The following is a 24993-nucleotide window of genomic DNA, read 5'->3' as shown; positions in this document are numbered from 1 at the left end:
TCGCTCCTCCCTGGCCTCCGTCGTCTCACCAGCACTGCCACCCCCACCACCGAAAGAGACCGTGACCGTGCGCACCGTCCGTGACCCCCGACTCCTCGCCAAGCCGCCGGTCTGCCGACTCGGCTGCCTCGCGCTCCTGCGCGACCAGGCCGGGCACGTCCTCCTCGTCGACCCCGACTTCCTGGACGGCCTGATCCTCCCCGGCGGTGCGGCCAACACCAACGAGCCGCCGCACCTCGCCGCCTCCCGACACCTCCAGGCCCAGACCGGCATCGTCCGCCGGATGACGCACCTGCTCGCCGTCGACTTCGCGCCCGCCGACCGGTACCTCGAACGCCTCAACCTCGTCTTCGACGCGGGCGTCATCACCGGTCCGGCCGCGCAACGACTCGCCGTGCCGCCGCAGCACCACAGCAACCTCCTCGGTGCGCGCTTCGCCGACCCCGCCCACCTCGGCAACCTCATGAGCCCGGCCCAGAACGCCCGCGTCCAGCAGGCCCTCGCCAACCTCGGCCGTTCCCTCCCGCTCCTCACCCACGGGCAGCGCTCGGCCTGAGCGGAGGTGTTCGCCGATCGGCACGGAAACCCCCGTTCAGGAGGCGTTCACTACAGCACGGCACTCGCCGACGGCTGCTCGCCGTTCTGGGCCTGCTGGGCTCGATCGGCGAGCAGGCGGGCGAAGGCGAGCAGTTTGCCGTCGTCGACCTTCTTGTAGCCGCCGTCGTACGAGACCCGGCCGATGACGGTACCCACGCGCAGGTACACGACGGCCGTGTACTGGTATTCCGAGCCGGTGTAGGTGCGCCCGGAGAAGGCGGAGCTGGCGTCGCCCACCGTGCCGAGCGACATGGGGGCCAGGTTGTTGTTGACGGTCCGCTGCGCACCGTCGACTACCTTGCCGTACCCGGTCTCGGCGGTCTCGGCGCCGTCGAAGGTCGCGTACTGGAACGAGATCCTGGTGTCGCCCGCGGAGTCGGCGACCCTCACCTCGCCTTTGGCCAGCCGCCCCTGGCAATCCTCGGTGCACCCGTCCAGTTCCGGCGAGCTCTTCAGGTTCCACCCGGACGGCATGGACCGCAGGTCCGGGGCAATGCCCTTCGCCAGCGTCGGGTCGGTCACCGCGGCCACTCTGTTCCGGCCGCCGCCCGAGGACCAGGGGCTGTCGTCGCCCTCCACCGTGTGGATCACCCCGTTGAGGGCGAGCGACAGGGCGACCACCACCACAAGCGCGGCGACGGCCACGACGCCGGGGCTCTTGCGGATCGTCACCGGGCCGATGGTGATCACGCCGTTGCGGACGTTGCCGCCGATGTTGATGTTGTTGCTCGCCGGTGGTGCAGCCGGCAGGCCGGCGGCCTGCCGGATCCGGTGGGCGAAGTCCGGGTCGCCCTCGATCAGCAGCAGGAGCCGGGCCCGCAGTTCGTCGGCGGTCCCGGGCGCGGCCGGATCACCGTCGAGCCTTTCCAGAGCCTGTCGGCCGTCCTCGTCCAAGCCGAGCCGCTCGCGTGCGACACGGCCCACCTGGGCCGCCACGGCGGTAGTCGTCGCTCCTGCCACCCCGCTGGCAAGACCGGTGAGCACCGCCGTGACCCACGCCGCCAGCACCGCGCTTTCCATGGTTCCCCCACCCCACATCGACAGCCGGTTCGTGGGGCCAGCATGGCCGTCGCTCCGTGCGCCGACAATGCCCCGGACACGGCCGTGACGATCCCGTACCCGACCGGGCGTGGGTGACTCAATCCCCTTCTGCACCAACTGACTTCCTCTGCCACTGGCGCCGCGGCCGGGACAGGCGGGCCGCGGCGCCCCGACTGTCAGTCCCCGCGTCACAATCCCCGCATGGAGAAACCCGCGATCGTCTCGGCCGAGGAGTGGCAGCTCGCCCGCGGCGAGCTGCTCAAGGCCGAGAAGGAACTGACCCGCGCGCAGGACGCGCTCGCGGCCCGGCGCCGCCGCCTTCCGATGCGGAGGGCCCTCGTTGGATCAGGTCCTCGATGCGGGCGGCCTGCTCAGCGCACCGGGGAGTCGCACGCTGCGCGGCGGAAGTCCCGGGGCGCCATGCCATAGGCCGTACGGAACGCGCGGGTGAAGTCCGCGGCACGCGGGAAGCCGCAGCGGGACGCAATGGTGTGAATGGGCGTCAGAACCGCGGCGGGGTCGGCGAGCTCGCGCCGAGCACGTTCGACGCGCTGGCGGCGGATCCAGGCGGCGACCGTCTCCTCCTCGCCCTCGAAGATTCGGTGCAGGTAGCTGACCGAGATGTGGTGCGCGGCGGCGATCACGCCGGGGCTGAGCTCCGGATCGTCCAGCCGGCTGCGGACGAACGCCTGGACGCGCAGCCGCAGCGTCCGCTGCCGGCTCTCCGGCGCGACGGCCTTCTCGGCGTCGAGGGCGTGCCCGAGCAGCGCGGACACCAGGTCGAGCGCGACCGTGCCGAGCCGCGGGCCGTCGGAGGGCCGGTACGGGCCGCAGTCGTCGGTCAGCTGGGCGAGGAACTGCACGAGCAGGGCACCGATCCCCTCCCGGCCCGACAGTCGCCGGTTGAACAGGAGGTCCACCCGGCTCGCCGGGAACGGCAGCAGCTGCCGGGGGATGGACAGTCCCGTGCTGCGGATCCGCTCCTGCGGGCGGTCGCCACGGGAGTGCATCACCACGGGCCGGGCGGTGTTGTGGATCACCAGATCGGAGGGCCCGTACCCGATCTCGGCATCGAGCCCGGCGACCTCCAACCTGCCGCGCAGCGGCAGCGACAGGTGATAGAGCCCAGGGTCGCCGTGCTTGATCAGCCCGGGGGTGCGATGCAGGGTCAGCGGGGGGTGTTCCTTCGTCCAGAGCTGTACGCCGCCGAGATCCAGCGCCCGGGACTCCGCGGGGAAGTTCGCCATGTCCTCGCGCCGGACCTCGGCGGGCGCGTACATCGACGAGATGTGCTCGCACAGGTAGTCGAAGCGGTCCGCGGCGGGAACGGCTTCGGTTCGGAACACCCTCTCGGTCAGCACCGGGCCTCCTCGTGCCACGTGGACGCTCACGCTCATGTCATGGACACTCTTGCATCGTTTATGAGGCGAGGCGCGAGGGGGGCTGGATTCGCTTCCGCTCCGGTGTCGACTCCCGCCCACAGCGCCTGTCGCTGTTTACGCCCCCGGGCCCTCGCGCGCCCGAGCTCGCGGCCCCCGGCCCCCGGGAAGCCGTGCCCACGTGTCCCAGCGAACCGACCAGGCGCGTGCTGAGTTCGAGGCCGACGTCCGACGACGTGGGCCTCGGTGTTCGGGCGTGGTCTCGGGTGACTCCTTGACGGTCGGTCAAGTCGTCGGCCCGGATTGTCAGTCCCACCCGCCACAATCCCCGCATGGAGAAACCTGCGATCGTTTCGGCCGAGGAGTGGCAGCTCGCCCGCGACGAGCTGCTCAAGGCCGAGAAGGAACTGACCCGCGCGCAGGACGCGCTGGCGGCCCGGCGCCGCCGCCTTCCGATGGTGAAGTTCGCCACCGACTACGCCTTCGACACACCCACCGGCACCAGGAGCCTGCTCGACCTCTTCGAGGGCCGGAACCAGCTCGTCGTGTACCAGTTCATGGACGGGGGGCCGGACCACCTCTGCCCCGGCTGCAAGGGGTTCACCGACAACATCCCGGTTGGTGCGCTCGGCCTGCTGGCCGAGCGCGGGGTCACCTGGGTGAACGTCTCGAACATGCCGCTCGCGCAAATCGAGGCGCACCGGGAGCGCACCGGGTGGACGCTGCCGTTCGTCTCGTCCCACGGCACCACCTTCGCCGCGGACACCGGTGCGGGTGGTGGCTTCCTGCTCAGCGTGTTCCTGCGCGACGGGGAGGACGTCTACCGCACGTACAGCACCTACTCGCGCGGGGTGGACCGGCTGGTCTTCCGCAACAACATCCTCGACCTCGCCCCGTACGGCCGGCAGGAGGAGTGGGAGGATTCCCCGGCCGGTTGGCCGCAGCGGCCCACCTACGGGTAGCCGGCGCCGTAGGCCCGGGTGGGCGGGCGTGTCACCCACCCGATCCTCGCACGAGCGTTCGCCATCCGGTTCGGCGTTCGTAGCCGCCCACCCGTTGGGGTGGGCTCGCGGCGGGTGGTCTGTACCCGCACCGCTTGTTTGGCTTGAATCGACCCACTTCGCCGGAGGGTGGTGCCGCGCGGCACCACCCCCGGTCTCCAGCGTTCACCAGTGAAGTGGAGTCGACCGTGACGCCTTTGCACGATGGCATCTACGCGATCGCCAAACCCGATGAGCAGTTGCTCACCCTCCAGGCCGCCAAGGAGTTCGTGGTCCTGCTGGCCCCGACCGGCGAACCGGGCGAGCAGGAGTGGGAGGTGAGCGGCGTCGCCAACGGGAACGTCGTCATCAAGAACCTGCGGCACGGCAGCTACATCGGCCTGGACGGTCCGGTGGAGGAGAACCAGCAGGTCCGCGGCACCGCCGAGCCCTTCGAATGGGCGCTGCGCGAGACCGCCGAGCGGTTCGCGTTCAACATCGTCGTCCCGGGCGGCCCGGTCGAGGGCCGCGAACTGGCGCTGGACCTCAGCGTGCTGGACATCTTCCCGCAGCGCACCGCGCTGCGACCGCTGGAGGCGTACGACCAGGCGCAGGCCTGGCTGTTCCAGTTCCGCGAGTAGGGCCTGTTCCCTCGGTCGTCCGCGGATCGGGACGTGGATGACCGAGGGGTGGAGTGCGGCCCGGCCGGTGGGTGACGGCGAGTCTGCCGGTGCGCCCGGCCGGGCCGCGCCCCTGCTTCAGGCGGGCCGAGGGATGCCCAGGGTGCGGACGAGCTGGTTCAGCTCCTCCTCGAACAGTTTGTCAGGGTGGGCCAGTTGGCCGCGCAGGTGGCCGTAGATCTCCAGGGAGACCAGGCCGTGGAGGTGGCCCCAGAGCCGCAGGGCCAGTGCGACGCCGGCCGGGGGGAGGTCGGGGAACGCCGGGCGGATCTTGTCGAGCAGGCCGGGGTCGAAGTCGGACCAGGCGAAGTCGCTGTCCGCGTAGTGCTGCCGGGCGTGCGGCCAGGCGGCCGCCGCGAGGGCGGCGAGGCCGGTGCAGGTGCGGCGGGCCGCATCGGGCGCGGCGCCGCCCTCGGGAGCCCGGTAGCCGGGGACGGGGTCGCCGTAGACCAGGCGGAAGCCTTCGGGGTTGGTCAGGGCCCACGCGCGGAACGCGTGCGCCCAGGCGCTGATCCGGACGGCGGGGTGAGCGGCGGCGGACGACTCCCACGCGGCGTCCACGGCGTCGGCGAGCGCGGTGTACACGTCGTTGATGAGTGTGGTGACCAGCTCGTCGCGGGTGGCGAAGTAGCCGTAGATGGCGTTGGCGGTCATGCCCATCTCGCGGGCGATGGCCCGCAGGGTGATCGCGTCGGGACCGCCGGTGGCCATCAACTCCAGGGCCGCGCTCTTGATTTCGGCGGTCGTCTCGGCCCGCAGGCGCTCGCGCCGGCCGGTGCTTCCCCGCCCTGCCGCGCCCGTCGTCTTCCCGGTCGTTGCTGCCACGTGGACACTCTACAGCGTCACCTGGATTGACTCCGTATCTAAACTTCACGGCGTATAGTTTTGACACGGCGTCACCGAATCGACGGGGCGTCCATGTCCGCCTGCACAGGTACAAGGGGAGAACCATGCACATCGGCGTCATAGGTGCCACGGGGACCATCGGCAGCAGGGTCGTCACCGAGGCCCTCGACCGGGGGCACCGCGTCACCGCCATGAGCCGCGACGCGTCGACGGCCGGGCTCGGCGAGAGCCGGGAGAACATCAGCTGGGCCGGCGTCGACGTCCTGGACGCGGAGAGCATCGCCGCCGTCCTGCCCGGTCTGGACGTGCTGATCAGCGGCTACCAGCCCGGCAACGCGGCCCGGGACTTCGCGGACACCGTCGAGCGGTCGATCGCCGACCCCACCGTCTACGTCACCGCGGCGCGGGCGCTGCTGGCCGCGCTCGACCGGCACCCTCGGACCAGGCTGATCGTGATCGGCGGCGCGGGCAGTCTGGAGACCTCGCCCGGCGTAACGCTGGCCGACGACGAGGAACTGCTTCACGCGACCCTCGACCGGTTGGGCCTTCCCCGCGGGTACGCGGCCTCGGTGCGAGGCGCCCGGGACGGCCTGAACGTCCTGCGCACCTCGAACCGGTACTGGACCTACTTCAGCCCGGCCGAGTTCATCGCCCCGGGTGAGCGCACCGGGCGCTTCCGGATCGGAGGCGACCAGACGGTCCGGGACGCCGACGGGCTCTCCCGGATCTCGGCGGAGGACGCGGCCGTGGCGCTCGTGGACGAGGCGGAGCTGCCGCGCTTCGTCCAGCGCCGCTTCACGGCCGCTTACTGACGGCCGGGGCGTGGGGTCGCCGGTGGCGGCGGCGACGGCGTCGTTCGGGAGTGGATGGCACGATCGGTCGGGCCCACCCCACCTGACACCGCCCCCACCGGGGGGGCCGGTGTCCCCTCGCGGGATCCGCCGGCCCCTGAACCGGGGGCGGTGCGCCCGTCCGTCAGGCGACGGGCTGGGTGGCGAAGACGAAGATGCCCCCGGCGCTGCGGACGGCGGCGTACCCGTTCGTCGTGAACTGCGGCATCGCCTCGATCCCGGATGCCAGCACCTTCTTGTCGCGGGCGTCGAGCGCGGCTCCGGTGCCGTCCAGGTACGCGTAGAGGACGCCGTTGCCCGGGAGGGCGCGCGGCATGATGTTCTTCTCGTTCGTGGCCTGGCGCCACAGCTCCTTGCCGGTCTCCGTGTTCCAGGCGACCGCGCCCTTGCCGTACTGCACCACGGCGGTCTTGCCGTCCGGGGAGATGGCGAGGCCGTCGTCCTCGACGGTGCCGTTGGTGTCGATGCCCGGCCCCTCGGCGAGCCGCTGGCCGCTCTTGACGTCGACCAGCGTCATGACCGCTTCGGAATCGCCGTACGAGGACCATTCGAGCAGGGCTTTGTCGCCCTGGTACGGCATCAGCCGCGCACTGGTCGCCTTGGCCGGGGTGATCAGCTTGGCGACGGCGGCCGGTGGCGCGAGGTCCTTGGTGTTCCAGACCTTCTTGCCCGTGCGGATGTCCGTGGCGGTCAGCCAATTGGCGTACGGCTGGAAGGAGGTGTCCTTCTGCGAGGAGTAGCCGAGACCGGGACCGACCGCCCCCTGGAGGTCGATGTGCGAGGCTTGGGTGGTCAGGGTCTCGCCGTCGCCGATCGGGATGAACTTGGCGCCGCCGGAGCTGCTGGTGTCCACCAGGTAGCCGTTCCTGACCGGGGTGGACATGTGGGTGTCCCCGTCGAAGGACGAGCTCCCCAGCTTCTCGCCGGACGGCGCGTACATGGTCAGCACGGTCTGGGTCGAGGCCTTCTTCAGGGGGTCCGCCGGGGTGTCGACGCGGTTGCGGATCAGCAGGGCCGGCGAACCGTCCCGCCACTCGCCCACCTGCGCGAGGGCCACCGCCGGGGTGGACCCGCCGCTCTTCTCGGGGAGGGCGAAGTCGAAGTTCTTGCGCAGCTTGCCCGTCTTGGCGTCGAAGAGCCGGGCGGTGAAGGTGCTCGTGCCCGACTGCCCGTCGCGGTAGCCGGTGACGATGACGGCGTCCCCGACCGTGCAGACGTCGCGCTGCGACGAGTCCTTCTCGGACGCCTTGCTCGCGCAGTTCCCGGCCTCACCGTCCGTCAGGCTCCAGGCCGGCTGCGCTGTTAGCCCGGGCACCGGCTTGCCCTGGTAGACCGGGCTCTTCGGCGACGCGGACGCGGACTCCGCCGCCTTTCCCGTCTCCCCGCCGCCGGCCTTGGCACCGGCGTCCGCCCCTCCGGAGCACCCGGTCACGAGACCCGCGGACAGCACCAGACCGAGCACCATCGTCGTACGTATGCGATTCAACTTCTTTGTCCGTCTTTCCTCTTGAATGATCACTCCCGACGGACCACCCTACTTTGATCATGACCCGCCCTTGTCCGGCTCGCCTGCGCGCCCCGATGCCGACCACGGAACGCGGTGGCCGGTCGCGGCCTGGATGCGGCCGGGGCAGCCTCGCGTTGAGAGCCTCACCCGCCTGGTCGTGGTGGTCGGCCGGCCGCTCCCGGGGAACCGCAACGACTGCCTGGCATGATCAGCCTGGTGCCCAGATGGCCGCCGTCCGCGAGGCGAGGAACTGCCCGACTGGAAGGAGGCCCACAACAAGAGCCACAAGCGGGTTCGCGCCCGCGTCGAGCACGCCTTCGCCCATGAAGACCTGGAAGATCCTGCGCGACTGCCGCTTGAGAGGCGACGGTGTGCGCCACGCGATGCACGGCGTTGCCCGCCTACACAACCTCGCTCTCACGGGAGACCGTCCTTGGGGAACATCGGGGCAGCCGATATCGGCTGCCCCGATGTTCCCCAAGGGCGGAGACGGCTCCCCACCTCGCAGTCTCGGAGGAGAATCAGGTGAGGCAGAACTCGTTGCCCTCGATGTCCTGCATCGTGACGCACGACTCGTTGACGCCGAGGTCAGTGCCTCCCCAAAGGGAACCTGGGATGCGGTCCCGGCCAGCCACTCTCATGCTGCCAAAGATCAGTTACGGGACAACCCTTAGGCAGTTTCGTTTGGATCACCGCTCGTTGGTCTGGGTGTGCCGTTGACTGACGCGAAGTGGGCGCGGATTGAGCCGTTGCTGCCGGACCGGACGCCGAAACGCGGCGGCTGGTGGCGTGACCACCGTCAAGTGATCGACGCGATCGCCTTCAAGTTCCACGCCGGGTCCCAGTGGGTGCACCTGCCGGAGAAGTACGGCAACTGGCGAAGTGTCTACAACCGGCTGCGGATGTGAGCCGTCGACGGGACCTGGGAGCGGGTGTTCACCGCGCTGATGGCCCAGGCCGACGCCGACGAGGGCCCTGGACTGGGCGGTCTCGGTGGACTCCACGATCGTCCGAGCCCACCAGCACGCGGCCGGGGCCATGGCGATGTGGAAACGCCAGGGTGTCGAAGCTGTCTCCAAGGTGATAGCTCGGGCTGACCTGAGCGTCGCGGGCTGTGGTTACAGGTTGCGGTTGGATATCTTCGCGTTTCGGTGGTGCGTCGCCAGGGAGCATGTGCGTGACGTCATCGTCCATGGGGGACTTCTTCAATGAACGCGTTAGACGATCTTGCGTCTGCGGCGGTCCAGCTGTTGTCGACTGCGGGCACAGCAGCAGCCACCAGTACGGGCACCGCTGCGGCGACCATGGTGGGGGACCTGATCCGCAGCCGGCTGACTGGCGCGGGCCAGGGCCAGACGGTGGCCGCATTCGAGTCGGCTCCGCAGGACCCCGCCGCCCAGGCAGCTCTTCATGGCGCCTTGGTCGCGGTGCTGGCCGCGGACCAGCCGTTCGTCGTCTACCTGACCAGCGTCATGCCGGCGCCGGAGACCACACCAGAGTCGGCACAGACGGCACCAGCGAACATGGCGTCAGGTGGGGGCGTCACCGTCCAGGGGAGCAGGAACAAGGTCCGGGGCAATTTCGCCGGCCGGGACCAGATCATCAACAACATCCGCAAGGGCGACGCGAAGACGCTGCTCCTCCTGGCCCTGGTCGTCCTCGTGGTCCTGACGCTCGCCTTGTACGGCGGGGCCGAACTGAAGGGGGCGTTGGCACCGGAGGCCGGCGTGCCGGAGCCGGCGCGGATCGCGTGGGACGCGCCGGCGGCCGAGACCGGGAAGCCGCTGGGGGTCATCGGGAGTGTCGCGGTCTTCGAAGCCGAAGACGTTGTCGGAGGCAGGGACGTCGAGACGGGCAAGGTCATGTGGACCTACCGGCCGAAAGGAGACGCGTTCACCCTGAGGGGGCTGGTGGATCAGACCACCCAAACGGTCGTGGTCACCGAAGCGGCGGGGGACGTCCTGGCTCTCGATCCGGAGACCGGAAAGGCCGTGTGGACCTACACCATCCCCCCACAGCAGCACCCGCTGTCGAGCGGAAGCGACCTGAAGCTCGCCGGAGGCACCGTCTACGCCGCCGGGTTCGACAAGGTGGTGGCGCTGACCGCCTCCACCGGCAGCGAGCTGTGGACCTGGACACGGCCGGACTCCACCTACGACACCATCAACACCATCAAGACCGACGGCACGACCGTCCTGGCCCGCGGCTACGGGACACACGGTAACGGTGACGTGTTCTTCGCTCTCGACGCCCAAAACGGTCGGCCGCTCTGGCAGAAGAACGGTCACGTCCCCGCCGCGATGGCCGAGGGATCGGTGCTCATCCCCGGAGACGGCGTGACGGACGTGTTCACAGCGGCCACCGGCCAGAAACGCTGGACCGTTCCCACCACGGACAGCATCGACGTTTACAAGGACGTCGTCCTGGTAAACCACGACGCCTCGATCGAGGCATGGTCACTGGAGACCGGCGGCAACCACTGGAGCCTCGACTTCGGCCTCATCGGCGAGCCCGTCCAGGTCGGCGACCTGCTCATCGCGCAGATCCACCAGTACCCCAGCGACATCGTGGCGGTGGACCTGCACACCGGGAAGGTGACCTGGCGCCAGCCCGGAAGCCTGATCGGCACCCTCCGCGGTGCACCTCTCATCCAGGTGGAGGGCTACACCCTGCACCGGCTCGACCCGGCCACCGGCACCTCCCAGTGGTCCTTCCCCGTACCCGAAGCGATCCTGCCGATGGCCACACCCGCCCAGAATTGGCTGCTCCTCACAAGCATGGGGCTGAACGCGGCCGGCGAGCCCCATGAAGAACTTGAGCGCACCTACGCGGTCAAGACCCTCTTCTAGTAATCCAGCTGCAGATCGTGATCAAGGGTTGGCTGGCGTTGCGACCAGGAGGTGGGCCAGCTCTGCAGGAGCATCGAAGCAAGGCCGCTTTCGTGACGGCGGTGCAGCTATCGTCAGCGCATGCAGCCAAAGGTGATCTTCTTCGACCTCGGGGGCGTCGTCTGCCGCTTCCATCCAGAGCGACGGCTTGCCGCGCTCGGTAGGGCATGCGGACTCACGCCCGAGCAGGTGGAGAGCAGACTGTACGCATCAGGGCTCATCTCGCGGTGGGACCTCGGCCTTGATTCCCCGTCGGAGATCCACCGCACGATTCAAGAGAGGCTGGGGTTCCAGGGAAGCATCCGGGTACTCCAGGAGATCTGGTGCCGTGCCTTCGAACCCGATCCAAAGGTGCTCAGGCTGGCGGACACTGTGCGTCCTCTCCACACCGCTCTGCTCACGGACAACGACCCCCTGCTCCTGGAAGCGTTCCCGGACTTGTTCCCTCAGGTCGCCTCCCGTTTCGACGCCTTGCTCTTCTCCTGCCGTCTTGGCGCTACCAAGCCCGAACCCGTGGTGTTCACCCAGGCCCTCGACATGATGGGTGTCGCCCCCGCGGAAGCCGTGTTCATCGATGACAGGGCTGCGAACGTCGCTGCCGCCCGCGAGTTGGGCATCGCCGCGATCCACTTCCGCAACGCCGTCGGGCTCGGTGCGGCACTGGATGCGCTCCTGCCGCGGTGACCGTCACAACGCGTGAGAAGATCGCAGTTTGCGGTCTTGATGGGGGTCGGAGACGAGTGCAGCCACCGTTGATCATCGTGAGTTGTGTGGACTTACGAAGAGACGGTGGCCGCAGGTCACAGCATGGATCCCGCGCGTTGGCGGGAGGCGTTCGAGGTGGCGATGGGCCGTATTGCAGGCCGGTTCGCGCGGGTTGAACCCCGGCTGCGGGCAGGCCGGCTGGTGCTGGGCCTGCTGTCGGACCTGCAGCGCAAGAACTGCTGGACGATCGCAAGGGGGTTTCGGTCTGCACCGCATCTGCTCACGCCCGGGACTGGCCGATCTCCTGCACGTGACCCTGCGGGATCGCCCGAAATCCGTTGGTCGCGGGACCCGGTGGAATGATCGACTCACCAGAGACGCGTTCCCCGGGAAGGAATCATGCACTTCACCCTCGTCGTCGCTCTCCCCTCCGCCGCGCGGGGCGGCATCGGCGCCGCGCTCGCCACGGCGCTCGCCCCGTTCGACATCGAGCGGGAGGTGGCGGAGTACCCGGACTACGAGGCCGCGGCCCCGAGCGGCACCGCGTGGGTCGAGGCCGCGCGGCACCGTGGTGAAGTGCCGGACCGCGACGATCTGACGTGGGCGGAGGTCGCCGAGACCGTCAACCGCGTCCGCGGCTACGAGCCGGGCGGCGACAACCACCTCTACGTCGACGACGAGGGCCGTGCCTACTTCCTGAGCACCTACAACCGCGACGGGAAGTGGGACGGCTACCGGATCGGGGGCCGGTGGTCGGCCCACTTCCTGCACCGCCCGGAGGCGGCCGGCGACCCTCGGCTGATCACCACGGAGTACGGCGACTCCGGCGAGGAGGGCCAGGCCGCCGCACTGCGCTGCGACGGCGGGCCGCGGGCCCTGCTCGACTTCGACGCGCTGCGCGAGCACGAGGGGCGCGAGGCCGGCGAACGCCACGACCGGTGGACGGCCCTCGTCGAGGGACTGCCCGCGGCCGAGCCCTGGGACTTCTTCCTCGCCCGGCACCGGGCCGACGGGAGCGGCTACCCGCTCGACCGTGCGCAGCAGGACTACGACGCGCAGCCGAGGCGCCGGGCCGCCCTGGGAAGCGAGGAGTTCGGCGGCTGGCCCGGCGAGTTCGCCACGAGCCGCGAGCAGTACGTGGCGCAGGCCCGCGACGCGGCCGTGCCGGGCGATGCCCTGTTGCGGTCCGACGGCACCTGGCTGGAGCCCGGCCGCGGCGTGGAGAACGGCCGCGCCGCCTACCTGCGGGCCGCGAACGCGTACCTGGACGGCCTGGCCGGGGACGTCGTCGTGGTCGCGGTGCACTGCCACGGCTGATGCGCGCAGCGGCCGCCGCCGGCCTCCGTCGCGCCGGCGATCACGAGCCGGCCCGGCGCAGGCGCCGGGCCTCCGTGCGCAGGCGGGACCAGCCCCCGACCAGGACGATCGCGCCGGCGCCGAGGGTGGCGGCGGTGTAGCCGACGAGGGCGAGCAGCGGGTGGTCGGCGATCTCGCCGGTGTTCGGGCTCATCCACATCTCCTGCGGCTGGCCGTCGGGCCGGCTGTCGGCGGCCCCGCGCCGCTCGCTGCGCGGCTCGCCGCGGAAGGTCCAGTGGTAGACGCAGCTGTGGTGCTCGGAGCCGAGCGTGTCGGGGCCGTGGAAGGCGCCGTCGAGCCGGCACTCGGTGAGGGTGGCGGTGATCGCCTGCGGGGTGCGGGCCCAGTCGCGGATGCCGGTGACGGAGAGGTCGGCGGTGGCCGCGCCGATCCAGAGCGTCAGGGTGAGCAGGGCCGTGCCGATGGTGGCCATCGGCGTGCCGTCGCCGTCCCGGATGCCGAGCGAGGCGGCCACCGCGACGGCGAGGCCGGCGGCGCCCGTGATCCAGAGCGGGAGGACGGGCAGGACGGGCATCGCCGAGCCCCAGGACCAGAAGAACAGCGCGCCGGCGGCGGCGCCGACCAGCGCCGCCGCCACCGTGAGCCCGCGCCAGAACACCGTCGATCCCCCGGACATCGCCCCTCCCCCTGCCGAACGGTACCCCCGTACCCTTCCGGCTACCTCGATGCTCCCGGGCGGGGAAGCGGTTCCCGGCGGCCCTGGCGCGCCGCGGCTCAGCCGCCGGCGGTGCCTGCGGTGCCGACAGTGCCGGCGGTGCCGATCGCCGGGAGCCCGTACCGCACCCCGGTCAGGCCCTCCGAGAGCTCCCAGAGGCGGCGGCCCGTCGCGACGTCGGCGGCAGCGGGCGCGAGCTCCACCCGGGTCGGGGCGCCGCGCAACTCTCCCGGGCCGTCCGGGCCGATGAACTCGCCGCTCCGCACGCCCGGATGGGTGGCCGCGTAGAGCTGCGGCAGTGCGCCCCGCTCCGGACTCTGGGCGAGCGGCCGGGCGAGGACGCCGAACAGCAGGCGGTGGAGCGGGGTGGGTGCGCCGGTCACGATGTTGGTGGCGCTGTAGCCGGGGTGGGCGAGGAGGCTGCGCACCGGGCTGCCGGCCTCGGTGAGCCGCAGGTGCAGCTCCCGGCCGAAGACGGCGTTGGCGAGCTTGGACTGGTTGTAGAAGGCCATCGGCCGGTAGCCGCGGCTGCCGTCGAGGTCGTCGAAGCGGATCCGCCCGCGACGGTGGTTGATCGAGGTCACCGTGACGACGCGCGGATCGTGCCCGGCGGCCAGCAGGTCGAGCAGCAGGCCGGTGAGCGCGAAGTGGCCCAGGTGGTGGGCGGCGAACTGGAGTTCGTGGCCCTGCGCGCTGAGCGTGTGCGGCGGGGCCATGATCCCGGCGTTGTTGACCAGGACGTCCAGCCGGGGGTGGTCGCGGCGCAGCTCGTGGGCGAACGCGCGGACCGAGTCGAGGTCGGCGAGGTCGAGCCGGCGCACCTCCAGCCGGGCGCCCGGCTGGAGGCCGGCCGGTAGCCGGGCGGTGAGCTCCCGGGCGGCTCGGCGGCCCTTCTCCTCGTCGCGCACCGCGAGGACGACCGTGGCACCGCGGCGGGCCAGCGCGCGGGTGGTGGCCAGGCCGAGGCCGCTGTTGGCGCCGGTGACGACGAAGACCCGCCCGGTCTGGTCCGGGACGTGTTCGGCGGTCCACTTCTGAGGCTCAGTCATGAGTCACATGCTGACTCCGATGGCACTTGGTGTCAACATGCCTCCAGGTGTCACCCGGGGCATCGCGCTACCATGGCGCGGTGAGCCAGGTGACCTCCCGCCCCGAACAGACCATGACCATGGCCGAGCGCAAGCGCAGGCTCGTCGCCGACGAGCTGGCCGCGGCGGCGCTGGAACTGCTGGCGCAGAAGGGGTTCGACGCCGTCACGATCGACGAGATCGCGGTCGCCGCGGGCGTCTCGAAGCGGACCTTCTTCCGGTACTTCGCCTCCAAGGAGGACGTGGTCGTCCAGGTGCTGACCGATCTCGGCCCCGTGATGCGCACGGAGCTGGCGGCCCGGCCGGCCGGGGAACGGCCCTCGCTCGCGCTGCGGAACGCCGTCTGGATCTCCGTCGCGGCCTGCGCCGACCGGGCCGAGCACGGCGGGGCCTCCGAACGCGCCCTGCGGGTGGTGCAGTTGATCCTCGGGACGCCCGCCCTGCTGGCCCGCTTCCTGGAGCGGCAGGCACAGTGGCGCGACGAGCTGGCGGCCGAGCTGGCGCACCGCCTCGGGCTCGACCCGGCCACCGCGATGTATCCGCCGCTCGCGGCCGGGATGGCGCTCTCCGCCTTCGACGCGGTGCTGCGCCGGTGGAGCGGGAGCGACGGGGCGGAGGATCCGGCCGCCCTGCTGGACCAGGCCTTCGCCGTGCTCGCCCCGGCCCTGGACGCGGTGGTCGGGCCGGCTTCCTGACGCGCGGACTCGGGGTACCGGACGCGCCGAGCCGGGACGTGGACGAGGGGCCTGAGTTCATGGATACGAGGGCGTCGCGTACGGGCGCGTTGGCGTCGTCGTTTGCTGTGCCCGGGCCAGGCACCCCGGCGGTAATGCGCGCCCTCCACGGGCCGCCTCGGATCGTCGGGAGGACCTGGCGCGCCTATCCTTGGGGGAGGTGGCTGTAGAGGATTCAGTAATACCTCCGGCGCCGATCAGCCCGGGCCATCGCCCGGCCTCCGCTGAGGTCGCTCCCGGAACTGGCGTGTTCCCTGGGCCTACGTTTGCCAACGAACTCTCAACGGAAGAGAAGTTCCGATGGACACCGTCACCGTCACCATGCAAGCCGCACAGGACGTCAAAGCCGGCCAGGCGGTCCGCATCACCAGATTACCGGCCACCCCCGGATCACCGGCCACCCCCGTCACCCCTGCCGTCGCTCCTGCTGTCCCGCAGAGCAACAACCCCAACCCCAGCGACGAGACGTTGCAGACGTTGCATACCCTTCCGTTCTTTGGGGTTGCTCTGCAGGCGGCGGCCGCCAAGGCGAAGGTCGACGTTCAAATAGGCGGTGTTGTTCTCCGAATAGGTAGTGCTGCTTTCGACCTGGGCCCCGGAAGAGCTGGTGCGGTTGGCGTCAACAGTTCAGGGAAACTTGTGCGCGCCAACGCTCCGAAAGAAGACGCCTGCATCAGCGCTCCGAACTGGATCGGTGACTGTGACGCTTCGGGCAAGGTGACAATCCGGCCCCGCCGTGACACGCGGCTGAACGTGCTCGACTTCGGAGCGGCAGGGGATGGAAAGGCAGACGACACGGACGCGCTCCAAGATGCCTTGGACTGCGCAATGCGGCTCGGAACGATGACGAATGACCCGTTGTCCGATGGCAAAGCCGTCTACCTGCCTCCGGGCGACTACCTGATTACGAAGCCTCTTGTCGTCTCGAACGGTTGCATTCTGGAGGGAGCCGGCTTTGGCTCCAGAGGTACTTCTCGCATATTCGCAGATGTTAAAAGCGGCGATTTCAACCTCTCCACCAGGACCAATCCCCGGGAACCCGCTCCACATGTCCCCCCAGTCCCTCCAGGTATCGGCGGAAGTATCGGCCAGGTCGCCGGAGAGACCGTTTACTGCGCAATTGCTCTGTCGGGTTCTTGGACTGGACCGCCCGATCGCGGTCGTGCGGACTATGCTGTGCTTCGCCAGTTCACCATCGAGTCGAAACCCCTACAAGGGCCGGATACCGCCGAGCCTTATCAGGCTCCACAGATGGATGGCGTACGAGTTCTGGCACACGGCCCGTGGATCGAGAAGGTGCGGGTTGCCGGCTTCAGGCGCAACGGAATAACGATATACGCAGGCGATGCGCCTGGCTTCATGCCGCAAGTTAATTCCAACCTCACGCAGATACGTGATTGTCTTATCTATGGCCATGGGCAACATGGGCTCGACATCGGCAGTGCGGGTAAAGATGAGACCAATGCCATGCTGGTCATGAATGTCTCTGCCACGGACAATGGGCGCGACGGAATTCATGACTATTCGTACCTTGGCTGCACCTTCGTTTCGTGCCACACCTCGACAAACAAACACCGAAACATCAGCTCCGAACACGATGCTGCATGGTCTGTGTACGTCGGTTGCTACGCCGAAGGGGATGCGCCTGTGGTATTCAAGGGGGGGTATACCGCTGTGGTCGGGGGGGACATGGATATCACCCCGGACTCAACATACTGGGGCTATGGTGCCGTCAGAGGAGGACCTGGACCCTCTGCCCTGAAAGTGACAAACAACTTCTCCAAAGTGCAGTTGTATCGGATCGTCACCGGTGGGATCTATATAGACGAGGGTGAGCAGAAGACGCCGCCCGAACCCCCTCCAGGGGAACCACCCTACCCCGCACAAGGGTACCTATTTCGAGCAAAAGTCGGCGGGCGTACTCGCGGATATGATAAGGAACTTTACCCGACCGGCATGCCTGATGATTGGTCCACAACAACCCCGACGGTAGGGGGCGTGACGAGAGATGGTGAAGTGATATGGGAATGCTTGGGTAAAGTGGTGCCGGGTATCGGCGATGTCCCAATGGTAATAACGTCCAATACCATCGGAAACAATTCGGATTCCACGATCATTCGGGATTTTGATTCTGTCCCGCTGGACAGTCATTTGAATCCCGTCGGCAGCGGGTCCTCCCTCTTCCGCACCCAGGTCCGGAAGGCTCCTGACTTCCTCAAGGGCAGGATTGAAACGTCCCTGCTGAGTGGAACACCTTTCCATACGTACTATCAAACCGCGTACGAAAACGGTCCGTGCCCCGGCGCACTGATGCTTCCGGAGGCGTGGGTTGGAAAGCCTGACTACGGCGAGCGGCGAATCGGTGTTGTTCATGGCGGAACTCCCTACGATGCTGCTGTGGGTAGCTGCAACTTCTACCGCCCGGGTGATCTGATCCTCAATGCCCTCGATAATTCAACGCGCCGAGGCCCGATCGGGTGGGCGGTAAGGGCTGCGTGTGGAAGGAGTTCAGCGCGTTCTTGTCTTGACTGGGCTCCCGGGAAGCACTACAGCATAGGGCAAACCGTCAAGCCGACGCCCGCCAATGGCTTCTTGTATAGACTGAAGGCGTATAAGGCCGATGGCCCGTTGGACCCGCACCTCAACATCTCCGGTCCAAGTCAGCAGCCGCACTGGAGCCAAACTGTTGGTGGTACGACTGAGGACAACTGCCTAGAGTGGGAGACGCTCCATGACTTGGATTTTCCCGGAAACAGAAAGTGCCTTGAGGCGATTCCGCAGAGCGTGCCAGATCAGAAGGACTCGAACGCGATGGACTTTGCCAAGCTGAAGGATGATTTCAACGCACTTCTTGCCAAGCTGAGAGCGGCGCACCTGTTGGAAGGAGAATGACCGGAGGCGTGGCAGGCTGAGGCCCCGCCGACGCGCCGGGCCCGCCTCGGCGACGGGGCCGGAGGCGGGCTCGGTGGCGAAAGGCCTGGTGGCGAAGGGCTCGGTGGCGAAGGGCTCGGGAGGGTGTCGGCGCCGGGTGAACGATCAGGCGAGGTCGGCGTCCGCGATCCACGACCCATGGATCATCGCCGGCACGCGGCGCGGCAGGTGGACGGTGGCGACCGGCGGGAGGGACAGGTCGGAGGCGTCCAGCACCAGCAGCTTCGAGGCGTTCACGTTGAGGTCGGACACGACGGTGAGCAGGTAGCCGGCGTCCTCCTCGGAGGCGTCCGCGGCCGGGACGAACACGGCCTCGCCGGGCAGCTGCCCGGTGCCGACCGGCAGCAGCTGCCGGGCGCCGGTGCGGCGGTCGTACTTGACCAGGGTGTGGTTGCCGACGCCGCGGTCGTCCGGGAAGGAGAGCGCGTACTGGTAGCGGTGCTCGCGGCCGGTGAAGGCGTCGTTGATGGTCGGGAACTCGACGGTCAGGTCGTCGGTCTGCTCCTCCCGAACGGTGCCCGCGACCAGGTCCACCGTCCACCGGCGGCTGCGCGAACCGGAGTTGGGCTCGGCGCCGCGGTCGGGCGCGCCGACCCACCAGTTCCAGGAGCGCTGCCAGCCGTCCCGCCCGACGCTCGGCCCCTCGACCACGATCCGGCCGGCGCCGTCCTCGTAGGCGTTGGCCAGGTGCATGGCGTAGCCGGGCGGGAGCGGGAACCAGCGGACCTTCGCCGCGCCGTCTGCGCCGCGCGGCATGACGCCGATCCGGGCGGCCTGCGCGTCGTCCCAGGCGTAGGGGATGCCCGAGTGCTCGGACGGGTCGAAGGTGACCGACCCCTCCAGGAAGACCACGTGGTTCTCGGTGATGGCGAAGTCGTGCTTCAGCGCGGCGCTCGCGCCGGGGACCTCCTGGCTGGTGAGCACGGTGCCGTCGGGGGAGGAGACGTGGTGGATCAGGTAGGGCGGCAACGGTGACGAGGCGAAGAAGTGCAGTTCGCCGGTGGCCGGGTCCTCCTTGGGGTGGGCGGTCATCGCCGAGGTGAGCCGGCCGTTCCAGTCGAAGGCGCCGACGGTCTCCAGTTCGGGGGTGAGCTCGAACGGGAGGGCGGACTCGCAGAGGGCGAGCAGGCGGCCGCCGTGCTCGATGACGTGGGTACCGGCGGTGGAGGCGGTCAGGTCGGGGCCGTGGTCGGTCAGGTAGGGGGCGCCGTCCAGGGCGGGGGTGTGGACCCAGCGGTTGCGGTACCACTCGGCGCGGCCCTCGCGGAGCCGGATGCCGTGCACCATGCCGCTGCCCTTGAACCAGTGGGTGGGGGTGATGCCGGGCTTGGGGTTGTGGCTGTTGCGGACCAGTCGGCCGGTCAGCTCGGGCGGCAGGGTGCCCTCGACGGTCAGCCCGGTGGCGGTGAGCTCGTCGGGGACGGGGGTGTAGTGGCCGGTCAGGTAGGGCTTGGCGGTGGCGGTCATGGCGCGGTCCTCGGTGGTGGGTTCGGGCGGCGGTCTCGGGGCGGTGGTGCGCAGGGGATGCCCGCGGCGGGTCAGCGGCGCTCGGCCTCGGCCTTGAGGTGGCCGAGCCAGGCCTCCAGGGACGCCCGCAGCGCGGCCTCCAGCTCGGCCGGCTGCGCCTCGACCGGCGCGCCGGCCCAGGACTCCTCGGTGTGGACGGTCACCGCGCCGTCCGCCTCCTCGAAGGTCCAGACGTGGACGCCGTCGATGCCGTTGGCCGGGCCGCCCCAGACGATCCGTCGGCCGGGGACGAGCTCCAGGACGGTGGAGGTGATGTCCAGGCCATGGGTCAGCCACCGGAAGGAGGCGCCGGGGGCGAGCGGGCCGTCCAGGCGGGCCCGGTCGACGTCCGGGAGCCAGGCGGCCCAGGAGTCGATGTCGGTGTGCAGGGACCAGACGACGGCGAGCGGTGCGTGGATCGTGGTGGTCAGGCGGACGATGGCGGGGGCGGTCTCGTCGATGGTGTGGACGGTCATGGCGGGCTCTCCTTCGGTGGAATGGGCGGCCCGGCGAGTGCGGCGCCGGGCCGTGAAGCGCTGTTCGTGCCGGTTTCCGTGCGGGGTGTGACCGCTCGGGACTGCGTGTGTGGTCGACCACTCACTCTTGCGGCCAAAGGGTGGGCGAGGCGGCGGCCCGCCGGGGGAGTGCGGGCCGCCGCCCCGCCGCGGCGGGGTGTGGCTGTGGGGGCGCGGAGCCCGGTGTCGCGGTGGTGCGGTGCGTCAGTAGTGCGTGATCCCGGCCGACAGGGTGCGCGTCCAGGGCGCGTCGACCTCCTCGGCGCCCATCGACACCAGCAGGTGGCAGAGCATGCCGGTGGCGAAGAACTCCTGGATCTGTCGCTCGTCGCCCCCGGAGGCTCCCCGGACGTACTCGACCGTGCGGGCGTAGCCCGCCCGGACGGCGTCCCGGATCGCCGGCTCGGAGACCGCCGCCGCCTGGGCGTGCAGCTGGACGAGCATGAGGTCGTTGTCGCTGATGAGCTTGGCGTAGGCGTCCCCCATGGCGTGCAGGACGGCCTCCGGCGCGCTGCTCGCGGCCTGCGCCGCGCCCTCCTCCAGGCTGGCCCGGACCCGGGTGAAGCAGTGCTCGACGACGGCGACGAACAGGGACTCCTTGTTGGGGAAGAGGCGGTAGACGTAGGCCTGTGAGATGCCGGCGGCCTTGCCGACCTCGGTGGTCGTGGTGCCGAAGTACCCCCGCGAGGCGAAGGCTCCGATCGCGGTGCGGAGCACCGTCTCCCGGCGCTCCTCGGCCGTGGACAACTGGCGGGGGCGTTCGTTCTTCATGTGAGTACTCAATCACTCACACCTGCGTGAGTCAACCCCCCGTCAGATCCGGCGACCTTCCGGCGATCACCCGGCGGCGCGGTGCCACCGGCCCGGCCCGCGTGGCCCGGGCCGGGCCGGTGGCGGCTCAGGGAACGCGGGTCACCGTGCAGCGCAGGCCGCGGAAGGTGGACGAGCCCATCTCCGGGTTCTCGTCCTCGTTGCTGGTCAGCAGGTTGACGTTGGCCTCGCGCCAGCCGCCGTCGGCGCCGCGCTCGGGGTACCACCAGGCGGCCGGCGCCACCACCACGTCGGGGGCGATCTTGTCGGTGACCCGGACCCGCAGCCGGATCCGCCCGGTCCGGGTGGCGAGTTCGGCCCAGTCGCCGTCGGCCAGGCCCTCGCGGGCGGCGGCCTCGGGGTGCATGTCGAGCAGCGGTTCGGGCTCCTTGCTGCGCAGCGAGGGCAGGTCGCGGAACTCGGAGTTGAAGTAGAACGGGGAGTGCGCGGAGGTGAGTAGGTAGGGGCCGTCCTCGGGGCTGCCGACAGGGGGGCCGGCGACCGGCAGCAGCGGGTAGCCGAAGGCGCGGAGGGCGTCGCAGCGCAGGCCGACCTTGCCGCTGCGGGTGCCGAAGCCGCGCTCGCGGTACTTGTGGTAGACCAGCGGGGTGGCCCGGTAGTGGATCTCGGCCAGCTGCCGCCAGTCCATCCCGATCGGCTCCAGCCGGGTGTCCAGGGAGTCCCGGGCGTCCGGCCAGAAGTCGGCGGACAGGCCCAGCCGGTGGGCGAGTTCGGTGAGGATCCACTCGTCCGAGCGGCTGTCGCCGACCCGGGCGAAGGCCCGCCGGGCCGCGACGTAGTGGGCGTGCTCGACGATCTGGTCCCGCTCCAGCCAGCCGCCGACCGGGAGCACCACGTCGGCCATGGCCGCGGTCGGGGTGAGCCGGAGGTCGGCCGCGGCGAGGAAGTCCAGCCGCTCCAGCGCCTTCCGGATGCGGTCGGAGTCGGCGTAGTTGAGCAGCAGGTTGCTGCCGTGCACCAGCATCGTGGTGACGCGGTGCGGGGCGGCCGGGTCGAGCACGGCGTCCCAGACCGAGCCGGGGTGGGCCCAGCCCGACATGGCGAGGATGCGGTGCCGGTCGCCGCCGAGCCGCTTGGCGGCCTGCTCCGGCGGCAGCAGCTCGGCGCGCGGGAAGGAGCGCCGGCCGTCGATGCCCGGCGGGTCCCAGAGGACGTCGCCGCCGGGCCGGTCGAGGTTGCCGCAGATCGCCGAGAGCAGCAGGACGGCCCGGCAGGTGTGGAAGGAGTCGCGGTGCTGCTGCGGTCCGGTGCCCAGCTCGATGGCGGCGCTCGGCGCGGCTGCGTACGCGAGGGCGGTCGCCCGGATCTCCTCGGCGGGTATGCCGGTCCGCTCGGCGACCGCCTCGGGGGTGTAGTCGGCCACATGGGCGGCGAGGTCCTCGAAGCCGACGGTGTACTTCTCGACGAACTCGTGGTCGTAGGCGTCGGCCTCGATCACGGTGTGGATCATCGCGAGTGCCAGGGCGGCGTCCCCGCCGGGCCGGACCTGGAGGAACTTCTCGGCGCGCGAGGCCAGTTGGGTGCGCCGCGGGTCGATCACGATCATCCGGGTGCCGTCCCGGACGGAGGCGAGCAGCCGGGTGCCGATCACGCCGTCGCCGTGGGTGAGCGCCTTGTTGGAGCCCCAGACCAGCACCAGGTCGGGCCGGCCCTCGTAGTCGCAGAAGGTGAAGCCGCCCGCGGTGAGGATGCCGGCCATCACCCGCGGGTAGAAGCAGACGTGAGCCGGCCCGAGCACGTTGGGCGTGCCGAAGCTGTTGGCGAACCGGAAGACCCACTCCTGGTAGTTGCGGTCGGTGCCCTGGGCCAGCACCACCGACTCGGGACCGTGCTCGGTCCGGGCCCGGTCGAGGGCGGCGGCGATCCGGTCCAGCGCCTCGTCCCAGCCGATCTCGCGGAACTCGCCGCTGCCGCGCGGTCCGGTGCGCAGCAGCGGCGTGGCCAGCCGGTCGGGGTGCTTGAGGTGTTCCAGCGAGGCCCGCCCCTTGGCGCAGAGGAACCCGTGGTTGTTCGGGTTCTCCGGGTCGCCCTCGATCGCCGTGAGGTCGCCCCCGTCGACGGTCACGATGGCGCCGCAGCCGCCGTGGCACATCCGGCAGATCGTCCGGTGCCGGCCGTCCTCGGCGAGCACCTGGACGACCGGGAGCGGCCGGCGGTGCCGGTCGGCGGGACTCTGCGTGGTCATGCGGTCCTCCGTGGTCGGGGGCGGGTCGAGGTGGGGCGGGGCCGGGGGCGGTCGGGGGACGTCAGGCGCGCGGGCGCCGCCCGGTGTACACGGCGTGGTCCGCCAGCAGCGCGCGACAGGTCTCGTCGTCGATCGGCCGGATCGCCTCGCGCAGGGTGAGCCCGGAGACCCGCGGCAGCCGTTCGCGCAGCCAGCCGGCGACCTCCTCCGGGTGGTGCTTGGCGCCCTCGCGCAGCGCCCAGCCGAGCGCCTTGCGCACGAAGAACCGGGTGTCGGTCAGCAACGGGTCGGCGAGTTCGCCGAAGTCCTGGAAGTAGTGCGGGAACTCGCCCCGGTCGCGCAGGGCGAGCAGGTAGGAGAGGATGCCGCCGCGCCGCACCCACTGGTGGTCGTCCCGGCTCCAGCGCAGGAAGTCCTCGCCGGTCTCGGGCAGTCGCAGCAGCAGGGCGCCGGCGCCCTTCGGGGCGATCAGGTCGACGTGCGCCCACGTCCCGCACTCGCGCAGCAGCTGCTCCAGGTAGGCGACGTCCTCGCGGACGAGCAGGTCGGCGCGGTTCTCCAGGAGGAGGGCGGCGCAGGAGCGGGACTCGTGGACGGGCGGGGCCCAGAGCTCCTCGGTGAGTTCCAGCAGGGTCTCGCGGTCGAGGCCGGGGTGGCGGCGGACGAAGTTGCGCACCAGGGTGCGCATGGCGGGCAGGGGCACCCCGAGGTGCTCCAACTCGCTCTTCAGATAGGCCTTCTCGCCTTCGGCGCGGCCGGGAACGGCACTGTCCTCCAGCTCGGACCGGAGCCGGTCGGCGAGCACGGGGGCGGGCGGGGCGTCGAGGGACTGCGGGGGCTTGCGGGTCACCGATGGTACTCCGGGTCGGACGGGGCCGGACGGGCCGGGCGCTGGGGCCCGACCCGTCCGGACGCGGGTGGTTCTGGTTCTCTGACGTTACGTCAATTCAGTTCGGACGCAGGCGTCAGTCCTGCTCGCCGACTGCGTCAGCTGGCGTCGTGGTAGGGGAACTTGAGCTCGCCCGCCCACAGGTACTCGGAGGCCGGGCGGCCGCTGCGGCCCTCGGTGTAGCGGAAGACGTCCTGCCAGATCGCGCTGACCTTGTCGTTGCGGTAGGCGATGCTGGGGCCCTGCTGGTCGTACCAGCGGACGACCTCCAGGAAGAACGGGCCGGTGGCGTCCTCGCCGAAGTAGACGACCGCCCGGTCGCCGGTGGTGAGCTTCTCGTCCCGCAGGGTCGGCCAGTCGCGGGCCATCAGCTCGTGGAACTCGGCGACCTTGTCCGGGCGGACCAGGTAGTGGGCGAGCCCGGTGTAGGCGTCCTCCTCCGGGAGGTCGGGCTCGTCCTGGTGGTAGCCCATCCGGTGGACGATCGGGTAGTCGACCGGCGGCCGGCCCTCGCGGGCCTCGGTGATGGCGGCCATCTCCTGCCAGATCGCGTTCACCTCGGGTGTGTTGAAGGCGCGGCTGACCGCGTTCTCGTCCACCCAGGTGACGATCTCGAAGAACACCGGGCCGTGCTCGCTCTCGCTGTGGTACACGGTCGCGGGCTCGTCGGTGACCAGCCCGTGGGCCTTCAGGGTGGGCCAGTGCTTGGCGATGATGTCACGGGCCTGCTCGGCACAGCCGGGCTTGACCATGTACGTCGCCATCATGTGGGTGGACAGCACCACGGGGGACTGGGACATCGGATGAC

The 24993-nt window shown here is 70.3% G+C and carries 23 protein-coding genes and 2 pseudogenes; 13 read left to right on the top strand and 12 right to left on the bottom strand.

Going from position 1 to position 24993, the window contains the following annotated elements; genetic code table 11:
* The first annotated feature begins 67 nt into the window (after positions 1-67).
* A complete protein-coding gene (locus RMN57_RS07165; protein ID WP_313762532.1) occupies positions 68-556 on the top strand; it encodes an NUDIX hydrolase in 489 nt (162 codons plus the stop codon).
* A 50-nt stretch (positions 557-606) separates the two neighbouring features.
* Here the strand turns inward: RMN57_RS07165 and RMN57_RS07160 are convergent, their stop codons facing one another.
* A complete protein-coding gene (locus RMN57_RS07160) occupies positions 607-1755 on the bottom strand; it encodes a hypothetical protein (protein WP_313762531.1) in 1149 nt (382 codons plus the stop codon).
* A gap of 84 nt (positions 1756-1839) precedes the next feature.
* Here RMN57_RS07160 and RMN57_RS37005 point away from each other — a divergent pair, with 84 nt between their 5' ends.
* The gene (locus RMN57_RS37005; protein ID WP_380233589.1) at positions 1840-2067 is read left to right on the top strand and encodes a DUF899 family protein; all 228 of its coding nucleotides are present in this window, start codon (positions 1840-1842) and stop codon (positions 2065-2067) included.
* Here the strand turns inward: RMN57_RS37005 and RMN57_RS07150 are convergent.
* Positions 2010-2999, bottom strand: a complete 990-nt coding sequence (locus RMN57_RS07150; protein WP_313762530.1) for a helix-turn-helix domain-containing protein — start codon at positions 2997-2999, stop codon at positions 2010-2012. The two genes, RMN57_RS37005 and RMN57_RS07150, sit on opposite strands and share 58 nt — an antisense overlap.
* Before the next feature lie 350 nt (positions 3000-3349).
* Here RMN57_RS07150 and RMN57_RS07145 point away from each other — a divergent pair, with 350 nt between their 5' ends.
* Positions 3350-3979 (top strand): DUF899 family protein, encoded by a 630-nt coding sequence (locus tag RMN57_RS07145; protein ID WP_313762529.1) that lies wholly within the window; start codon positions 3350-3352, stop codon positions 3977-3979.
* A gap of 236 nt (positions 3980-4215) precedes the next feature.
* Positions 4216-4638: a hypothetical protein gene (locus RMN57_RS07140; RefSeq protein WP_313762528.1), complete on the top strand. Its 423-nt coding sequence runs from the start codon at positions 4216-4218 to the stop codon at positions 4636-4638.
* Positions 4639-4755: 117 nt separating this feature from the next.
* On the opposite strand, the gene RMN57_RS07135 is transcribed toward RMN57_RS07140, so the two are convergent.
* The gene (locus tag RMN57_RS07135; protein WP_313762527.1) at positions 4756-5502 is read right to left on the bottom strand and encodes a TetR/AcrR family transcriptional regulator; all 747 of its coding nucleotides are present in this window, start codon (positions 5500-5502) and stop codon (positions 4756-4758) included.
* A 125-nt stretch (positions 5503-5627) separates the two neighbouring features.
* Between RMN57_RS07135 and RMN57_RS07130 the strand changes: the two genes are divergently transcribed.
* A complete protein-coding gene (locus RMN57_RS07130) occupies positions 5628-6335 on the top strand; it encodes an NAD(P)H-binding protein (protein WP_313762526.1) in 708 nt (235 codons plus the stop codon).
* A 163-nt stretch (positions 6336-6498) separates the two neighbouring features.
* On the opposite strand, the gene RMN57_RS07125 is transcribed toward RMN57_RS07130, so the two are convergent.
* Positions 6499-7860, bottom strand: coding sequence for a PQQ-binding-like beta-propeller repeat protein (locus RMN57_RS07125; RefSeq protein WP_313762525.1), 1362 nt, complete (start codon positions 7858-7860; stop codon positions 6499-6501).
* A gap of 250 nt (positions 7861-8110) precedes the next feature.
* Here RMN57_RS07125 and RMN57_RS07120 point away from each other — a divergent pair.
* From RMN57_RS07120 to RMN57_RS07095, 6 genes and pseudogenes are all read left to right on the top strand, one after another.
* A pseudogene (locus tag RMN57_RS07120) lies at positions 8111-8306 on the top strand (IS5/IS1182 family transposase); the annotation flags it as partial.
* Positions 8307-8591: 285 nt separating this feature from the next.
* Positions 8592-8789, top strand: coding sequence for a transposase (locus RMN57_RS07115; protein WP_313762524.1), 198 nt, complete (start codon positions 8592-8594; stop codon positions 8787-8789).
* Positions 8790-9089: 300 nt separating this feature from the next.
* Entirely contained in the window at positions 9090-10730 is a 1641-nt protein-coding gene (locus RMN57_RS07110) for a PQQ-binding-like beta-propeller repeat protein (protein WP_313762523.1), read from the top strand.
* Between the two features lie 120 nt (positions 10731-10850).
* The gene (locus RMN57_RS07105; RefSeq protein ID WP_313762522.1) at positions 10851-11453 is read left to right on the top strand and encodes an HAD family phosphatase; all 603 of its coding nucleotides are present in this window, start codon (positions 10851-10853) and stop codon (positions 11451-11453) included.
* Between the two features lie 123 nt (positions 11454-11576).
* A pseudogene (locus RMN57_RS07100) lies at positions 11577-11726 on the top strand (IS701 family transposase); the annotation flags it as partial.
* 147 nt (positions 11727-11873) lie between these two features.
* Positions 11874-12791, top strand: a complete 918-nt coding sequence (locus RMN57_RS07095; RefSeq protein WP_313762521.1) for a hypothetical protein — start codon at positions 11874-11876, stop codon at positions 12789-12791.
* A 40-nt stretch (positions 12792-12831) separates the two neighbouring features.
* Here RMN57_RS07095 and RMN57_RS07090 read toward each other — a convergent pair whose 3' ends face one another.
* Together RMN57_RS07090 and RMN57_RS07085 are read right to left on the bottom strand one after the other, a co-directional pair.
* Positions 12832-13467, bottom strand: a complete 636-nt coding sequence (locus tag RMN57_RS07090) for a hypothetical protein (protein ID WP_313762520.1) — start codon at positions 13465-13467, stop codon at positions 12832-12834.
* 98 nt (positions 13468-13565) lie between these two features.
* Positions 13566-14555 (bottom strand): oxidoreductase, encoded by a 990-nt coding sequence (locus RMN57_RS07085; protein ID WP_313762519.1) that lies wholly within the window; start codon positions 14553-14555, stop codon positions 13566-13568.
* Between the two features lie 113 nt (positions 14556-14668).
* Here RMN57_RS07085 and RMN57_RS07080 point away from each other — a divergent pair, with 113 nt between their 5' ends.
* Together RMN57_RS07080 and RMN57_RS07075 are read left to right on the top strand one after the other, a co-directional pair.
* Positions 14669-15289: a TetR family transcriptional regulator gene (locus RMN57_RS07080; protein ID WP_313767736.1), complete on the top strand. Its 621-nt coding sequence runs from the start codon at positions 14669-14671 to the stop codon at positions 15287-15289.
* A gap of 339 nt (positions 15290-15628) precedes the next feature.
* Entirely contained in the window at positions 15629-18220 is a 2592-nt protein-coding gene (locus RMN57_RS07075; protein WP_313762518.1) for a glycosyl hydrolase family 28-related protein, read from the top strand.
* A gap of 144 nt (positions 18221-18364) precedes the next feature.
* Here RMN57_RS07075 and RMN57_RS07070 read toward each other — a convergent pair whose 3' ends face one another.
* From RMN57_RS07070 to RMN57_RS07045, 6 genes are all read right to left on the bottom strand, one after another.
* Entirely contained in the window at positions 18365-19726 is a 1362-nt protein-coding gene (locus tag RMN57_RS07070) for a carotenoid oxygenase family protein (protein WP_313762517.1), read from the bottom strand.
* A gap of 71 nt (positions 19727-19797) precedes the next feature.
* The gene (locus RMN57_RS07065) at positions 19798-20241 is read right to left on the bottom strand and encodes an SRPBCC family protein (RefSeq protein WP_313762516.1); all 444 of its coding nucleotides are present in this window, start codon (positions 20239-20241) and stop codon (positions 19798-19800) included.
* A 243-nt stretch (positions 20242-20484) separates the two neighbouring features.
* Positions 20485-21051, bottom strand: coding sequence for a TetR/AcrR family transcriptional regulator (locus tag RMN57_RS07060; RefSeq protein ID WP_313762515.1), 567 nt, complete (start codon positions 21049-21051; stop codon positions 20485-20487).
* A 127-nt stretch (positions 21052-21178) separates the two neighbouring features.
* The gene (locus RMN57_RS07055) at positions 21179-23296 is read right to left on the bottom strand and encodes a molybdopterin-dependent oxidoreductase (protein ID WP_313762514.1); all 2118 of its coding nucleotides are present in this window, start codon (positions 23294-23296) and stop codon (positions 21179-21181) included.
* 61 nt (positions 23297-23357) lie between these two features.
* Positions 23358-24146 carry a DNA alkylation repair protein gene (locus RMN57_RS07050; RefSeq protein WP_313762513.1) on the bottom strand — a complete coding sequence of 263 codons (789 nt, stop codon included), beginning with the start codon at positions 24144-24146 and terminating at the stop codon, positions 23358-23360.
* A 137-nt stretch (positions 24147-24283) separates the two neighbouring features.
* Positions 24284-24985: a hypothetical protein gene (locus RMN57_RS07045; protein WP_313762512.1), complete on the bottom strand. Its 702-nt coding sequence runs from the start codon at positions 24983-24985 to the stop codon at positions 24284-24286.
* Between the last annotated feature and the right edge of the window lie 8 nt (positions 24986-24993).

Origin of the sequence: Kitasatospora sp. CM 4170 (assembly GCF_032110285.1) — a bacterium.
GTDB lineage: Bacteria > Actinomycetota > Actinomycetes > Streptomycetales > Streptomycetaceae > Kitasatospora > Kitasatospora aburaviensis.
This window is presented reverse-complemented; position numbering and strand designations above follow the sequence as displayed.

Bases quoted from the DNA above. Each gene is read 5' to 3' on its own strand.
- RMN57_RS37005 (WP_380233589.1), top strand. From the start codon at position 1,840: ATGGAGAAACCCGCGATCGTCTCGGCCGAGGAGTGGCAGCTCGCCCGC.
- RMN57_RS07145 (WP_313762529.1), top strand. From the start codon at position 3,350: ATGGAGAAACCTGCGATCGTTTCGGCCGAGGAGTGGCAGCTCGCCCGC.
- RMN57_RS07130 (WP_313762526.1), top strand. From the start codon at position 5,628: ATGCACATCGGCGTCATAGGTGCCACGGGGACCATCGGCAGCAGGGTC.
- RMN57_RS07110 (WP_313762523.1), top strand. From the start codon at position 9,090: ATGAACGCGTTAGACGATCTTGCGTCTGCGGCGGTCCAGCTGTTGTCG.
- RMN57_RS07105 (WP_313762522.1), top strand. From the start codon at position 10,851: ATGCAGCCAAAGGTGATCTTCTTCGACCTCGGGGGCGTCGTCTGCCGC.
- RMN57_RS07095 (WP_313762521.1), top strand. From the start codon at position 11,874: ATGCACTTCACCCTCGTCGTCGCTCTCCCCTCCGCCGCGCGGGGCGGC.
- RMN57_RS07090 (WP_313762520.1), bottom strand. From the start codon at position 13,467: ATGTCCGGGGGATCGACGGTGTTCTGGCGCGGGCTCACGGTGGCGGCG.
- RMN57_RS07085 (WP_313762519.1), bottom strand. From the start codon at position 14,555: ATGACTGAGCCTCAGAAGTGGACCGCCGAACACGTCCCGGACCAGACC.
- RMN57_RS07080 (WP_313767736.1), top strand. From the start codon at position 14,669: ATGACCATGGCCGAGCGCAAGCGCAGGCTCGTCGCCGACGAGCTGGCC.
- RMN57_RS07075 (WP_313762518.1), top strand. From the start codon at position 15,629: ATGGACACCGTCACCGTCACCATGCAAGCCGCACAGGACGTCAAAGCC.
- RMN57_RS07070 (WP_313762517.1), bottom strand. From the start codon at position 19,726: ATGACCGCCACCGCCAAGCCCTACCTGACCGGCCACTACACCCCCGTC.
- RMN57_RS07065 (WP_313762516.1), bottom strand. From the start codon at position 20,241: ATGACCGTCCACACCATCGACGAGACCGCCCCCGCCATCGTCCGCCTG.
- RMN57_RS07060 (WP_313762515.1), bottom strand. From the start codon at position 21,051: ATGAAGAACGAACGCCCCCGCCAGTTGTCCACGGCCGAGGAGCGCCGG.
- RMN57_RS07055 (WP_313762514.1), bottom strand. From the start codon at position 23,296: ATGACCACGCAGAGTCCCGCCGACCGGCACCGCCGGCCGCTCCCGGTC.
- RMN57_RS07045 (WP_313762512.1), bottom strand. From the start codon at position 24,985: ATGTCCCAGTCCCCCGTGGTGCTGTCCACCCACATGATGGCGACGTAC.